Genomic DNA, 14,858 nt, shown 5'->3' on the forward strand with positions numbered 1-14,858 from the left:
GGTCCTGTCACGTTAACCCCGACGGGAGCCCCGATGGACCACTCCGAGTTCAACGACGACGTCGACGGTCTCCACCGCGGAGACTACGCCGGCCTGCCGATCGTCGGCCTTCGCCCGCCGGGTGCCCCCATGCCCGCCGCGGGCGAGGCGGCCTGGCGCGTCTCGGTCGAGACCTACGACGCCGAGGAGACGTTCGAGGAGCACTTCGCGCGTTTCGCCGAGACCGTCGACACCACCGAGGTCAGGGCGCTCATCGTCGGCGGCTGGGAGGACGCCTACGAGAACGACTCGTCGGTGCCCGTCCGGCTCCTGGTGGAGAACGCGCCGCGCTTCCCCGCGCTGCGTTCGCTCTTCCTCGGCGCGATGCCCGCCGAGGAGTGCGAGATCTCCTGGATCCAGCAGAGCGACGTCACGCCCCTGCTGGAGGCGTTCCCGCTGCTGGAACGGCTGGAGGTGCGCGGCGGCTCCGGGCTGGCGCTCCGGCCGGTCGGCCACGACCGCCTGCGGATGCTGCGGCTGGAGTCGGGCGGGCTGCCCGCCGAGGTGGTCAGGGCGGTCGGCGACAGCGAGCTGCCCGCGCTCGAATACCTGGAACTCTGGCTCGGCGTGAGCGAGTACGGCGGCGACGTCGCCGTGACCGACATGGAGGCCGTCCTGTCCGGCGCCCGGCTGCCCGCGCTCAGGCACCTGGGGCTGCAGGACAGCGAGATCCAGGACCAGGTGGCCGCGGCGGTGGCGGCGGCGCCGGTCGTGGACCGGCTGGAGTCGCTCGCCCTGTCCATGGGCACGCTGACCGACACCGGCGCCGAGGCGCTGCTGTCCGGCCGGTCGCTGGCCCACCTCAAGCGCCTCGACCTGCACCACCACTTCCTGTCCGACGCCATGCAGCGGCGCCTGCGGGAGGCGTTCGCGGGCACCGGCGTCGAGCTCGACCTCTCCGGCCGGGAGCGGCCCGACGGCACCCGGCGTTACGTCGCGGTCTCCGAGTGACCGCCCTCGCCGTCGTCGGGACCCCCGGTGACCGGCGGGTGGACCTGTTCGCCGCGGCGTGCACCCGGCACGGCCTGGCCGCGCCGGCGGTCGTGCCGTGGGTCCGCGTGCTGCGCGGCGAGGAGATCCGGCTGGAGCCCGGCGCGCTCGTGCGGATCGACTCACCCGGGGAGGACCCCGGAGCCGACGAACTGCTGCGCGGGCCCGGCGAGCCGTCCCGGGTCGGCGGTGGGGCCCGCTGGCACGCGGCGTTCACCGCGGGGATGGCGCGCGTGCGGGAGGCGGCCGGCCGCACGCCCGGCGCGGTGCTGCTCGCCGACCCCGATGAGATCGCGGTGATGTTCGACAAGCGGCTCTGTCACGCCAGGCTCGCGGCGGCGGGGGTGCCGGTCCCGCCCGCGCTCCCCGGGCCGGTCCGCGACTACGCCGAGCTGCGACGGCGGATGGGCGAGGCACGCTGGGGCCGGGTGTTCGTCAAACCGGCCCACGGCTCGTCGGCGTCCGGGGTCGTCGCCCTGCACGCCTCCGGCCACCGGGTCAAAGCGGTGACCTCGGCCGACCTGTCCGGCGGGGAGCTGTACAACTCGCTGCGGGTCAGGTCCTACGAGGACGAGCGCGACCTGGCGGTCATCGTCGACCGGCTGGCCGCCGACGGGCTCCACGTCGAGCGCTGGTTCCCCAAGGCGAGCATCGGCGGGCGGGTGATCGACCTGCGGGTGGTCGTCGTGGACGGCACGCCCACCCACGCGGTCGTCCGCGCCGGCCGTGCCCCGATGACCAACCTGCACCTCGGCGGCGTCCGGGGCGACCTCGACGCGGTCACGGCCGGGCTGGGCCCGGCGGGGTGGGCACGCGCGCTGGAGGTGTGCGCGGGGGCGGCGGCGTGCTTCCCCCGCAGTCTCGCGGTCGGGGTCGACCTGATGATCGGGGCCGACTGGCGGGGCCTCGCGGTGGCGGAGGTGAACGCCTTCGGCGACCTGCTGCCCCGGCTGGAGGGTCTGCCGGGCGGCGGAGCGGAGGGGCTCGACACCTACGACGCCCAGGTCCGCGCGATCCTCGGCGGGTACGCGGCGGGGCGTGTGCACCTCGGCCGGCACACGGTGGGGCGTGTGCACCTCGGGCGGCACGCGGTGGGGCCGGTGATCCGGCCCGCGCGGCCGGAGCCCGGCGTCCGGGGAACGCCCGGGGGAGGGCCGGTGCGACGGGCGGCCCGGAAACCGGAAGGAGAGGCCGGTGCGTGACATGAACGAGGTCGTGGGCAGCCACGACCTGCTGCTGGTGACCCTCGACACGCTCCGCTACGACGTGGCCGAGGAGCTCATGGCCGCGGGGCGGCTGCCCACCCTGGCGCGGGTGCTGCCCGGTGGGCGGTGGGAGCGCCGGCACAGCCCCGGCAACTTCACCTACGCCGCCCACGCGGCGATCCTCGCCGGTTTCCTACCGACCCCGGCCGCACCCGGCCCGCATCCGCGGCCGTTCGCCGCGGCCTTCCCCGGCAGCGAGACCACGGCCGCGGGCACGTGGGTGTTCGACGCGGCCGACCTGCCCGGCGGGCTGGCCCGCGTGGGCTACCGCACGATCTGCGTCGGGGGAGTGGGGTTCTTCAACGGGCTCACCCCGCTCGGGTCCGTCCTGCCGGGGCTGTTCGCCGAGAGTCACTGGGAACCGGAGTTCGGGGTCACCTCGCCCACGTCGTTCGAGGCGCAGATCGCCCGCGCCGAGCGGGCCGTGGCGGGGGCGGACGGCCCGGTGTTCCTGTTCGTCAACGTCTCGGCGCTGCACCAGCCCAACTGGTTCCACCTGCCGGGGGCCACCCGCGACGACGGTGACAGCCGGGCCAGCCACGCCGCCGCGCTGGAGTACGTCGACCGGCACATCGGCAGGCTGTTCGCGCTGGTGAGCGAGCGACGCCCGGGGTACGCGATCGTCTGCTCCGATCACGGCACCGCCTACGGTGAAGACGGATATGTCGGGCACCGGATCGGACACGAGGTCGTCTGGACCGTGCCCTACGGGGAGTTCACGATCGAGCGGGGGCGGTGGCGGTGACGCCGGGACCGGGCCAGGAGGCGAAGGCGGCGCAGGCGGCGCGGGAACCGGATCGGACGGTGGCGTCAGGGCCGGTGGAGGGGCTCGAACCGGGACGGGCAGTGGAAGGGCTCGAACCGGGACGGGCGGTGACGGTGCGACCGGTGGAAGGGGCGGCACCGGGACGGGCGGTGACGGTGCGGTCGGTGGAAGGACCGGGACGGGCGGTCGTGGCGGGCGGCGCCGCGGCGGACGTGAGACCGCCCCGGGAAGGGGAGGCGGACACGGGCCCGTACCAGGGATACGTCTACGCGTACCCGCACAAGACGGCCTACCGTCCCCTGGAGCCGCGTCCCCCGCTGGCCGAGGTGTGGGCGGACGAGCCGCTGCACAGTCTCTTCCTCTACCTGCACATCCCGTTCTGCGAGATGCGCTGCGGGTTCTGCAACCTGTTCACCCGGACCGGCGCGCCCGAGGAACTCGTGGCCGCCTACCTCGACGCGCTGGAACGCCAGGCCACGGCCGTGCGCGACGCCCTGGACGGCCCGCGCTTCGCCGCCGCGGCGGTCGGCGGCGGCACGCCCACCTACCTGAGCGCCGCCGAGCTCACCCGGATGTTCGACCTCACCGAGCGTGTCATGGGAACCGACCTACGGGCCGTCCCCATGTCGGTGGAGACCTCCCCGGCGACCGCGACGGCCGATCGGCTCGCCGTCCTGGCCGAGCGGGGCACCACCCGGATCTCGATCGGCGTGCAGAGCTTCGTCGACGCCGAGGCCCGTGCGGCGGTCCGGCCGCAGCGGCGGCAGGAGGTCGAGGCGGCGCTCGACCGGATCCGGGCGGCCGGGTTCGACACGCTCAACATCGACCTGATCTACGGGATCGACGGGCAGACCGGGGAAACCTGGCGGCACTCGCTGGACGCGGCGCTCGTCTGGAAGCCCGAGGAGCTCTACCTCTACCCGCTGTACGTCCGCCCGCTCACCGGCCTCGCCAAGCGTGCCCGCGACTGGGACGACCACCGGCTCACCCTCTACCGCCAGGGCCGCGACCACCTGCTGGCCGCCGGGTACGAGCAGGTCTCCATGCGGATGTTCCGGCTGCCCGGCAGACAGTCCCCGGCCGAGTACACCTGCCAGAGCGACGGCATGGTCGGCCTCGGCTGCGGCGCCCGCTCCTACACCTCCGGGCTGCACTACTCCTACGAGTACGCCGTCGCCGCCGGCCGGGTGCGCGCCATCGTCGACGAGTACGTGCGCCTGGCCGCCGGGGAGTTCGCCGTCGCCAACGTGGGCTTCCGGCTGGACGAGGAGGAGCGGCGCCGCCGTCACCTGATCCAGTCGCTGCTCCAGGCAGGGGGACTCGACCCGGTCCTCTACCGCGACCGTTTCGGCGCCGGCCCGGAGGAGCATTTCGGGGACGATCTGGAACGCCTGGCCGACCGGGGCTGGCTGGAACGCGACGCCCCGCCGCCCGGCGGCGGGGACCCCCGCCCCGGATGGCTCCGGCTCACCGCCGAGGGCCTCGCCCACTCCGACGCGGTCGGCCCGGCCCTGTTCTCCGGCCGGGTCCGCACGCTGATGGCCTCCTACGAGGAGCGATGAGGACGATGACCGCCGTTCCCGGCCCTCCTGACGTGCCCGGTACGCCCGGCGTATCTCCCGGGTTCACCGTTTCCGCTGCGCGCGGCGTCTCGACCGCCCCGACACCGCGCGGCCCGGGGGAGCCGGGTCACCTGACGGTCCTCTACCGGGGGCCGCTGGCGAGCTGCGACTACGACTGCCCCTACTGCCCGTTCGCCAAGCGCCGCGACGACCCGGAGAAGCTGCGGCGCGACCGGGCGGCGCTGGAACGGTTCGCCGCCTGGGTGACCGGGCGGGATCACCCCGTCTCGGTGCTGTTCACCCCCTGGGGCGAAGGGCTCGTCCGCTCCTGGTACCGCCGGGCGATGGTCGAGCTCAGCCGCCTCCCGCACGTGCGGCGCGTCGCCATCCAGACCAACCTCAGCCGCCGCCCCGGCTGGCTGGACGGCGCCGACCTGGACACGCTCGCCCTGTGGGCCACCTATCACCCCGGCCAGGTCTCCTACGGGCGCTTCCTCGACCGCTGCCGTGACCTGTCGGCGCGCGGGGTGCGTTTCAGCGTCGGCGTCGTCGGCCTGCCCGAGCACCTGGAGCCGGCCCGCCGCCTGCGGGCGGACCTGCCGGAGGGGGTCTACCTGTGGGTGAACGCCGCCGAGGGGCTGATCTACACCGACGAGGAGGCGGCCGCCTGGACGGCGATCGACCCGTTGTTCCGCCACAGCCGGTTCCCGCACCGCAGCGCCGGTATGCCCTGCCGCACCGGGGAGAGCGTCGTCTCCGTCGACGGCGACGGCACTGTGCGGCGCTGCCACTTCGTCCCGGAGACGCTCGGTAACCTGTACGACGGCACCTTCCGGCCCCGCGCCGCGCCGTGCCCGGCGGCGGTGTGCGACTGTCACATCGGCTATGTGCACCTGGAGCCGACCGGCCTGTACGACGTCTTCGCCGGCGGCGTCCTGGAGCGGATCCCGGCCCGGCTCTCCCGGTAGCCACGCCGGCCTGTTCCGTCCGGTCCGCTTCGCTCGGCCTGCTTCGTCCGCTCGGCCGGTATCGGGGATTATTCGGTGGCTCAACCCCCCTTCTCCCTTCTACCCTCACCGGAGCATCACGTCGTCACCGGGAGCAGACCATGCGAGTGCACTACCCCCGCACTCCCCACCTGCCCTGGTCGCCGGGAGCGTCCTCGGACGACGTGCGCGCCGGCGGCCTGTCGGGACTGGTGGGCCGGGAGGTCGTCGTCACCGAGAAGCTCGACGGGGAGAACACCACCCTGTATCCGGACGGGCTGCACGCCCGGTCGCTCGACTCGGCGCACCATCCGTCCCGCGCGTGGGTCAAGGCCCTGCACGGCAGAATCGCCCGTTTCATCCCGCCGGGCCGGCGGGTGTGCGGGGAGAACCTGTACGCCCGGCACTCGGTCGGGTACGAGGACCTGGAGAGCTGGTTCTACGCCTTCTCGGTCTGGGACGGCGACCACTGCCTCGACTGGGATCCGACCGTCCGCTTCGTGCGGGGACTGGGTCTGCCGGTCCCGCGGGTGCTGTGGCGTGGCGTCTTCGACGAACGGGCGCTGCGGGCACTGCGCCTGGACACGGCGCGGCAGGAGGGATACGTCGTCCGGACCGTCGAGGGGTTCCGCCGGGAGGAGTTCGCGTACCGCGTGGCCAAATGGGTACGCGCCGGGCATGTGGCGACGGACGGGCACTGGATGTTCGCACCCGTCGTCGAGAACGGCCTGAGCCCGGCCGCCGCGCTGTGGGAGGTGCGTTCGGGGGCGGTTCCCGGCGTTCCGTCGCTGCTGGCGGCGCTGGGGATGACGGCCGACGACCCCGGTGAGCCCGGCGGGGCGGAACCGTTCGCCGCCGGGAACGTCACAGCCGGGCTCGACGTCGCCGGGCCCGGCGGGGCCGATGCCGAGCGCGCCGAGGCGGCCGTGGCCGACGTCTCCGCCCGGCTCGGCCTGCTGGGCAGGACGGGGGACGCCAGGCTGGCGGGCGTACTGGCGGCCCTGCTGCACGACGTGGGCAGGGCCCGCCTGGCGCCCCGGCTGGTGGCCCCCCTCGGCATGCCCCTGGCGCGGCGCGTCGCCGACCTGGCCGGGCTGCACGCGATCCTGCACCGGCCCTTCCCCGACGAGGAGCGCCGGGGCGGCCTGGTGCGGCTGGCAGCCGCGGCAGACCTGGGGGTCCTGCACGCGGTCGCCGCCGCGGTCCTGGCCGGGTGCGGCGACGGTGACGCCGTCGCCGCCCGCGAGCAGGTCGACTGGTCCGAACTGCACGCGGAGGAGGCCGGGCTGCTCGGCGAGGCGCCGCTGGAGCCGTTGCGCGCGGGCCTGCGCCTGGCACTCGGCGGGCAGGGCTCCGGGGCGGCCGGTGACGGGCCGGCACCCGGCGGGGACGGTTCCGGAGGGGACGGTTCCGGAGGGGACGCCCCCGACGTGGCGGACCGGTGCTGGGCCGAGACCCGCGAGGCGTACGCGCTGGGCCGCATCGCCACGGCGGCGGAGGCGTCGGCGCTGACCTGGCGGTGGAGATCCGGCGGATTCCCCCGGCTCGTCGTCATGGTGGGGCCGTCGGGCAGTGGGAAGAGCACCTTCGCCCGGAACATCCCGAGCACCGGCGTCGTCTCGCTCGACGACCTGCGCCAGGCCCGCGGGTCCCGGTCGGACCAGCGGGCCAACCCGGAGGTCCTCCGTGAGGGCCTGCACCGCCTCGACACGCTCCTGTCGGGTGGCGGGACCGTCGTCTGGGACGCCACCGCCCTGAACGCGGCCCAGCGTTCCCTGGTGCACGCCGTGGCCCGCCGCCGCGACGCGCTCACGACGCACGCGGTCATGCTGGTCCCCGAGGAGACGCTGACCCGGCGCAACGCCGGCCGCGCGGACCGGGTGCCGCCGGAGGTGCTCTCCGCCCAGCTCCGCCGTTTCTCCCCGCCCTACCCCGGGGAGGCGCACCGCACGTGGTACATCGGACCGGAGGGGGACGTACGCGACGTCGCCGGAGCCCTCGACGGCGGGGAGGGGTGAGCATGCGGACGAGCGAGGAGATCTACCACCGGATCCGCTGGGACGCGCGCTTCGATCCGGCGCGGTTCGTGCTGGGAGTCAACGTGCGTGGCGCCGCTCCCAAGCGTGTGCCGTTGCCCGCGTTCGTCCCCGGAGGGGACATCCCCTGGCACCGGATCCTGTTCGTCGAGGCGGACGGCGAGGTGGTCTGGGACCGGGCGTCGGGTGTCGACCGCGTCGACTCCTCGGGTGCCGGCCGGGTGCGGGAGCCGCGCAGGCTCCGGGCGCCGTTCTTCACGGCCGGGACACCGTTCGCCTGGGATCCGGTCGCCGGGTGGCGTCCCGCGGAAGCCGTGCCGCCCGGCAGGGCGACGGCGACGGCGGCGCGGTTGCGCGTGCTCACCTGGAACACCCTGTGGGACCGCTACGACGGCGACCGGATCGACACCGCCCGGCGCAGGCCGCTGCTGCTGGAGGCGTTGGAGCGGGCCGACGCCGACGTCATCGCGTTGCAGGAGGTCGAGACCGGACTGCTCGACATGCTGCTGCGGGCCTCGTGGGTCCGCTCCGGCTACACGCTGGGCACCGACCCCAGGCGCCGGGACGTCGACGACAGCGGGCTGCTCATCCTCAGCCGCCTGCCCGTGCGGGAGGCGGGCGGATGCGTCCTCGGACCGTTCAAGGCCGTGGCGGCCGTCACCGTGGAGTCCGCCGCCGGGCCGGTCGTGGTGGCGGCCACGCACCTGACCAGTGACCACACCCAGGACGGCCCCGCCAGGCGCGAGGCCGAACTCGCCCGGCTCGCCGACGCGCTGGCCGGTGTGGACGGGGACGTGATCCTGCTGGGCGACTTCAACGACGGCGGGAGCGGGCCTGAGACGGCGCTGGGCCTGCGGGACGCCTGGACGGAGGTCCGCGGGCCCGGCGACGCGACCGCGACCTTCGACCCGCTGGTCAACCCGCTGGCGGCGATCTCGACGATCTCCGGCCGGGCGGTCCGGCTCGACCGTGTCCTGCTGCGCGGCCCCGGCCTGCGGGCCGTCGCCGCGACGCTGAAAGGCGATTCACCCGCGACCGCGGACGGCCTGTTCGTGTCGGACCACTACGGTGTCGCCGCGGACATCGCCGTCGGCGACGGCGCCGACGAGCCGGAGGAGCCCGGGAAGCCCGCCGTCCTCGACATGTGGCCGACGGCGCGGACGGCACTGGCGTGGATCCCGCCGGAGGACCTCTGGCCGGCGATCCAGGAGATCCGGCGCAGGCACGATCCGCAGGCCGGCAGATGGCCGCCGCACGTCACGGTGATGTTCGGCTTCGTCCCGGAGTCCGCCTTCGAGGAGGCGGCCCCGATCGTGGCCGCCGCAGCGGCCGCGACCGCCCCGTTCACCGCCCGGCTCGAAGGCGTGCGCGCCTTCTCGCACGGGGACGACTCCACGGTCTGGCTCGACCCGGCCGCGGCCGGGCCGGAGGAATGGGCCGCGCTGCGCCACGCGCTGGAGCGGGGGTTCCCCCGTTGCCGGGGCCGCGCCGAGGGCTACACCCCGCACCTGACCCTCGGCAGGACGCGGGAGCCGGAGCGGGTCGCCGCCGAATGCGCGGCACGACTCGGCGGAGTCTCCACGCGGGTGGAGGAACTGGTCCTGCTGTCACGCCGGGGTGCGGAACCCATGCTTCCCCGGGCGAGCGTGGCCCTGGGAACGGGAGAGGTGCGCTGGCTCGACCACGAACCGCGCACCACGGAGCCCGGACCGCGCACCACGGAGCCCGGACCGCGCACCACGGAGCCCGGACCGCGCACCACGGAGCCCGGACCGCGTACTCCGGGGTCCGGCCCGCGGGCGGAGGACGGCCGCGGGGAGACACGGGCGCTCCGCGTCGCGGAACGGGTGCGGGCCGCGCTGCCGGAGGGCGTCGTCCACGTCACCGGGTCGCGGCGCCTGGACTGCGCCTTGCCCGGCGCCGACCTGGACCTGGTGGCGGCGCTGCCCGGGGAGGCCGACCTCGGCGACGTCCGGGCCCGGGTGGAGGCGGCGCTGCCGGAGGCGGCGGGGATGCGGTACGTGACCGGTGCCCGGGTTCCAGGGCTGCGGCTGCGGGCCGGCGACCTGGACGTCGACCTGATCGTCGTCTCGACCGGGGACGTCGCCCCCGCGGAGGCGGTCGCGCGCCGCGCCGAGCTGGGAGAGGCCGCCGCGATCGCGCTCAGCGCGGTCGCCGACGCCGACGCGGTGCTCGCCGCGGCCGGTGAGCACCGGGCCGCCTTCGTCTCCCTGGCCGTGGAGGTGAAGGCGTGGGCGAAGGCGCGAGGGCTGGACTCGGCCCCGTTCGGCGGGCTGCCGGGCGTGGCCTGGGCGGTCCTGGCGGCGCGGACGGTGCGCGAGGCCGGCGATCTCCCGCCCGGCGACCTGCTCCGTCACTTCTTCGGCACGTGGGCCGCGTGGGACTGGCGGCACCCGGTCGCGCTCCTTCCGGCGGCCCTCCCGCCGGAGCCGGGGGAGCCGCAGACCGGACACACGAAGGGGGAGTCGCCGGCCGGCCCGGAGGAGGTCGTCGGCGCGGCCGTCACGATCATGACTCCCACGGCCCCGGTCCGCTCCTGCACCGAGCAGGTCGGCGCCGGCTGGAGGGACCTGCTGACGCGGGAGCTCTACGACGCCTGGGAGATCACCGAGGCGGCGGCGGAGAGCCGCCGCGACCCCAGGCCCGAACTGCCGGCGCCTCCGCCGCACCGGCGGCACGCGGCGTGGGCGGTCGTGACCGTACGAGGGGCACCCGGCGAGGATCTCGGCGTGATGCTGGGCCGCGTCCGGGGGCGGGTGCGTGCCCTGCTCACCTCGCTGGAGCGTGCCGGGGTCCGCGACGCGCACGCCTGGCCCCGGCCGTCCGAGACCGGGCCGGAGCTGGTGCGGTTCGCGATCGGGCTCGGCCGCACGCCGCCGGACGCTGCGGGGCTCGCCGAGATCGCCGGCCCGTGGGCGGAGGGCCTGCGCGGGGTCACCGTCGAGTGGGCGGAGTGCGGCGAGGTGCCGACGCTCCGCTGAGCACGGCCCTCACCCGCCCCGGGGGCTTGGACGCCGACCGGTCTGTCCGCGTGGGGCCCACGGCACCTCAGGCGGGCGGGCAGCCCAGGCCGCGCAGGACGAACCCGGAGACGAGCTCCTCGGCCTCGTCCGCCGTCACCGCGCCGCTGAGCAGGGGGACCCGCTCGGCGCCGATGACGGCGAGGATCATGCGCGCGGTGGCGGTCACGTCGGCGGCCCGGAAGTCGCCGGACGCCACCCCGCTGTCGATGATTCCGGTCAGGATGCGTTGCATCGGCTCGACGTGGTCGGCCAGGCGCTGGTACGCGTCGGGGCCCAGCGCGGCCGACAGGTCGGCGGGGCCGGGGTGCGGGTGGGCGAGCAGCCCGGCCAGCTGGAGCCTGACGAACACCCGCAGCCGCTCGGCGGGGGTCGCCCGCTCGGGCAGCTCCCGCTCGTAGCTGTCGATGAAGTAGTGCGTCACCCGCTCGGTGAAGGCCAGCAGCAGCGCGGCCTTGTCGGGGAAGTAGTTGTACAGGACGGTGCGGGTGATGCCGGCCTCGCCGGCCACGTCCGTCATCGAGATGGTGTCGATGCCCTGCTCGCGGATGAGACGCGAGACCGCCCGCAGGATGCGTTCACGCGTCTGAGTGCGGTGCTCGCCGATGGTCGCGGCCGAAATGCGGGGCATCGTCCCATGGTCGCACAGTGTCCGGAACCGTGGGCGGGCATCCCGGCGCACCTCGGCACCGCGACCGGGCGTCCCGGCGGGCCCGGGGAGGGGCACGTACGTTGCCGCGTAGACGTCGGTGGCGTCCGGGCGTCCTGGCGGGTCCCGGGAAGGGGCGGCCGGGCGGGACCTCGGGGGCGGACACCGGGAGGAGGGCTCAGGCGACGAGTTCGGCGCGCGCCACCCGGCCCAGTTCGGCCAGGACCTCGGTGTTGAGCAGGTAGGCGAGCTTCGTCTCGCGGACCAGCCGGCGCTTCTCCGCCTCGTCGAGGGGCAGCGCGTCCAGCCGGGCCCGGTACTCGTTCTTGAATCGGGGCAGGCTGCCGATCCCGTCGAAGAGGTAGAAGTCGACGCCGCCGCCCGGCCGGTAGCCGTAAATCTTCTGCAGTTCCATCCGGATGAACTGCCCGCCGGACAGGTCCCCCATGTAGCGGGTGTAGTGGTGGGCGATGTAGCCGGCGGGCCAGTCGGCGACCTGGTTGATGCGGGCGACCAGGGTGAGCGTCGGCTTGGACGGCTCGATCCTGGATCGCCAGCCGGACCCGTAGACCGTCTCCAGGTCGCGGACCAGCGCCTCCTCCCGGTAGAGCTCGGGGAAGACGAACGATCCGGCGACGGGGTCGGCGGCGAGCGCGCGGGAGGCGCTCTCCAGGGCGACGTAGGCGAAGTAGTGCTGGGCGACCAGTTCGCCGTACGCCTCCGGGCTGAGCCGGCCCGCCATCAGCGCTTTGAGGTAGCTGCCGTCCTCGGCGGACTCGTGGTCTCCCCAGGTGGCGTTCCTGAGGACTTCGGAGAACGGCGCATCGCTCATGATCACTCCGCGGCGAGGGGGAATTTTCATGACAAAGTGTCACAAAGGCTGAGATGTCCGTCAAGTCGATGACGACACCCTGTCATCAACCGCTCTCACGTGCGGGAATGTCCGCAGTTGCCTGGGCTTTCGCGTCTTCGATTACAGAATTACGATCGCTCACGGCGAACACGCTCAAGCTCGGGAACAATCACGGACTCCCATTAATTGAGTGTGTACAACTCAACCTTTGGAGTGCACATGAGTGAGAGCTTGGTCCTCCCGGTCCTGCCGCTCGACGACGAGGTCGTGCTGCCGGGCATGGTGGTGCCGCTTGACCTGTCCGAGACCGAGGTCCGGGCCGCGATCGACGCGGCCCAGGCTCTCGCCGACAACAAGCCCGCGGTGCTCCTCGTTCCCCGCATCGACGGCCAGTACGGATCGGTGGGCGTCCGGGCGGTGGTCGAGCAGGTCGGCAGGCTGCCCGGAGGCGAGCCCGCCGCGGTGGTGCGCGGCGTCGACCGGGTCCGGGTCGGCGCGGGCACGACCGGCCCCGGCGCGGCCCTGTGGGTGCAGGCCACCCGCATCGCGCCCGTCCCGGCCGGCGAGCGTGCCCACGAGCTCGCCAAGGAGTACAAGGCGCTGGCCACCACGATCCTGCAGAAGCGGGGTGCGTGGCAGGTCGTCGACGCGGTCAACCAGATGAACGACCCGTCGACCCTCGCCGACAACTCCGGTTACGCCCCCTGGCTGACCACGCGGCGCAAGGCCGAGATCCTCCAGACCCCCGACCCGGCCGACCGGCTGGAGAAGCTGGTCGAGTGGTCGCGCGAGCACCTCGCCGAGCTCGACGTGGCCGAGACGATCCGCAAGGACGTCCAGGAGGGCATGGAGAAGCAGCAGCGCGAGTTCCTGCTCCGCCAGCAGCTCGCCGCGGTCCGCAAGGAGCTCGCCGAGCTGAACGGCGACACGTCCGCCTCCGAGGAGGAGGACTACCGCTCGCGCGTCGAGGCCGCCGATCTGCCGCCCAAGGTGCGCGAGGCCGCGCTCAAGGAGGTCGACAAGCTGGAGCGGACCTCCGACCAGTCGCCCGAGACCGGCTGGATCCGCACCTGGCTCGACACCGTCCTCGACATCCCGTGGAACGAGCGGACCGAGGACTCCTACGACATCATCGCGGCCCGCGCCGTCCTCGACGCCGACCACACCGGCCTCGACGACGTCAAGGACCGCATCATCGAATATCTCGCCGTCCGCGGACGCAGGGCCGAGAAGGGCCTCGGCGTGGTCGGCGGGCGCCGCAGCGGCGCGGTCCTCGCGCTGGCCGGCCCTCCCGGGGTCGGCAAGACCTCGCTCGGCGAGTCGGTGGCCCGCGCCATGGGCCGCACGTTCGTCCGCGTCGCGCTCGGCGGCGTCCGCGACGAGGCCGAGATCCGCGGCCACCGGCGCACCTACGTCGGCGCGCTGCCCGGCCGCATCGTCCGCGCCATCCGCGAGGCCGGGTCGATGAACCCGGTCGTGCTGCTCGACGAGGTCGACAAGGTCGGCTCCGACTACCGCGGCGACCCGACGGCCGCCCTGCTGGAGGTGCTCGACCCGGCGCAGAACCACACCTTCCGCGACCACTACCTGGAGGTCGAGCTCGACCTGAGCGACGTGCTCTTCCTGGCGACCGCGAACGTGCTGGAGGCCATCCCCGGCCCCCTGCTCGACCGCATGGAGGTGGTGACGCTCGACGGCTACACCGAGGACGAGAAGGTCGCCATCGCCCGCGACCACCTGCTCCCGCGCCAGCTCGACAAAGCCGGCCTCACCGCCGCCGACGTCGTCCTCGGTGAGGACGCGCTGCGCAGGCTCGCCGGCGAGTACACCCGCGAGGCCGGCGTCCGGTCCCTGGAGCGCTCGATCGCCAGGGTGCTGCGCAAGGTCACCGCGAACGTCGCGCTCGGCGAGGCCGAGCTGCCGGTGACGGTGGACGACCTCGTCCCCTACCTGGGCCGTCCCCGGCATGTCCCGGAGTCGTCGCTCCCGGAGTCGCGCCAGCGCACCGCGGTGCCCGGCGTGGCGACCGGCCTGGCGGTCACCGGGGCGGGCGGCGACGTCCTGTACGTGGAGGCGTCCCTGGCCGACCCGGAGACCGGCGACACCGGACTGACCCTCACCGGCCAGCTCGGCGACGTGATGAAGGAGTCGGCCAGGATCGCGCTCTCCTACCTGCGTTCGCGGGGTGCTGAGCTGGAGCTGCCCGTCGGCTCCCTCAAGGACCGCTCGGTGCACGTCCACTTCCCGGCCGGCGCCGTCCCCAAGGACGGCCCGTCGGCGGGCGTGACGCTGATCACGGCCCTGGCCTCGCTGCTCTCCGGCCGCCAGGTCCGCGCCGACGTGGCCATGACCGGCGAGGTCTCCCTCACCGGCCGGGTGCTGCCGATCGGCGGGGTCAAGCAGAAGCTGCTGGCCGCCCACCGGGCGGGCATCACGACCGTGCTGATCCCGGCGCGCAACGAGCCCGACCTGGACGACGTCCCGCAGGCCGTCCGCGACGAGCTCACCATCCACACGGTGAGCGACGTGCGCGAGGTGCTGGAGATCGCGCTCACCCCGGCCAAGGTCGCCGAGCGCGCCGCCGCCTGACCCGGCCCACCCGCCGGGCGGCCCGTCCCCGGTTCTCGGGGGCGGGCCGCCCGTCATGACCGGCCCACCGAGCCGGGCCGCC

The 14,858-nt window shown here is 74.5% G+C and carries 10 protein-coding genes; 8 read left to right on the forward strand and 2 right to left on the reverse strand.

From position 1 onward, the window contains the following. Nucleotides 1–33: 33 nt before the first annotated feature. From F4562_RS35405 to F4562_RS29290, 7 genes are all read left to right on the forward strand, one after another. Nucleotides 34–990 carry an STM4015 family protein gene (locus F4562_RS35405; RefSeq protein ID WP_184547976.1) on the forward strand — a complete coding sequence of 319 codons (957 nt, stop codon included), beginning with the start codon at nt 34–36 and terminating at the stop codon, nt 988–990. Then, a complete protein-coding gene (locus F4562_RS29265; RefSeq protein WP_184547975.1) occupies nt 987–2,231 on the forward strand; it encodes an STM4014 family protein in 1,245 nt (414 codons plus the stop codon). The genes F4562_RS35405 and F4562_RS29265 overlap by 4 nt, the downstream gene beginning before the upstream one ends. A gap of 1 nt (nt 2,232) precedes the next feature. Next, nucleotides 2,233–3,039 carry an STM4013/SEN3800 family hydrolase gene (locus F4562_RS29270; protein ID WP_184548096.1) on the forward strand — a complete coding sequence of 269 codons (807 nt, stop codon included), beginning with the start codon at nt 2,233–2,235 and terminating at the stop codon, nt 3,037–3,039. A 233-nt stretch (nt 3,040–3,272) separates the two neighbouring features. Then, nucleotides 3,273–4,622: an STM4012 family radical SAM protein gene (locus tag F4562_RS29275; RefSeq protein WP_184548094.1), complete on the forward strand. Its 1,350-nt coding sequence runs from the start codon at nt 3,273–3,275 to the stop codon at nt 4,620–4,622. Continuing rightward, nucleotides 4,619–5,590, forward strand: coding sequence for an STM4011 family radical SAM protein (locus tag F4562_RS29280; RefSeq protein ID WP_246473594.1), 972 nt, complete (start codon nt 4,619–4,621; stop codon nt 5,588–5,590). The genes F4562_RS29275 and F4562_RS29280 overlap by 4 nt, the downstream gene beginning before the upstream one ends. Before the next feature lie 140 nt (nt 5,591–5,730). Then, nucleotides 5,731–7,626 (forward strand): RNA ligase family protein, encoded by a 1,896-nt coding sequence (locus tag F4562_RS29285; protein ID WP_184547974.1) that lies wholly within the window; start codon nt 5,731–5,733, stop codon nt 7,624–7,626. Between the two features lie 2 nt (nt 7,627–7,628). Then, nucleotides 7,629–10,646, forward strand: coding sequence for a poly(A) polymerase (locus F4562_RS29290; protein ID WP_184547973.1), 3,018 nt, complete (start codon nt 7,629–7,631; stop codon nt 10,644–10,646). A gap of 67 nt (nt 10,647–10,713) precedes the next feature. On the opposite strand, the gene F4562_RS29295 is transcribed toward F4562_RS29290, so the two are convergent. Both F4562_RS29295 and F4562_RS29300 read right to left on the reverse strand, forming a co-directional pair. Continuing rightward, nucleotides 10,714–11,316: a TetR/AcrR family transcriptional regulator gene (locus F4562_RS29295; RefSeq protein ID WP_184547972.1), complete on the reverse strand. Its 603-nt coding sequence runs from the start codon at nt 11,314–11,316 to the stop codon at nt 10,714–10,716. A gap of 196 nt (nt 11,317–11,512) precedes the next feature. Beyond that, on the reverse strand, nt 11,513–12,166 hold the full coding sequence (locus F4562_RS29300; RefSeq protein ID WP_184547971.1) for a biliverdin-producing heme oxygenase: 654 nt from the start codon (nt 12,164–12,166) through the stop codon (nt 11,513–11,515). A 240-nt stretch (nt 12,167–12,406) separates the two neighbouring features. Here F4562_RS29300 and lon point away from each other — a divergent pair, with 240 nt between their 5' ends. Then, a complete protein-coding gene (gene lon / locus F4562_RS29305) occupies nt 12,407–14,776 on the forward strand; it encodes an endopeptidase La (RefSeq protein ID WP_184547970.1) in 2,370 nt (789 codons plus the stop codon). Nucleotides 14,777–14,858 lie beyond the last annotated feature (82 nt).

This window comes from Streptosporangium becharense (assembly GCF_014204985.1).
In the GTDB taxonomy this organism is placed as follows: Bacteria; Actinomycetota; Actinomycetes; order Streptosporangiales; family Streptosporangiaceae; genus Streptosporangium; species Streptosporangium becharense.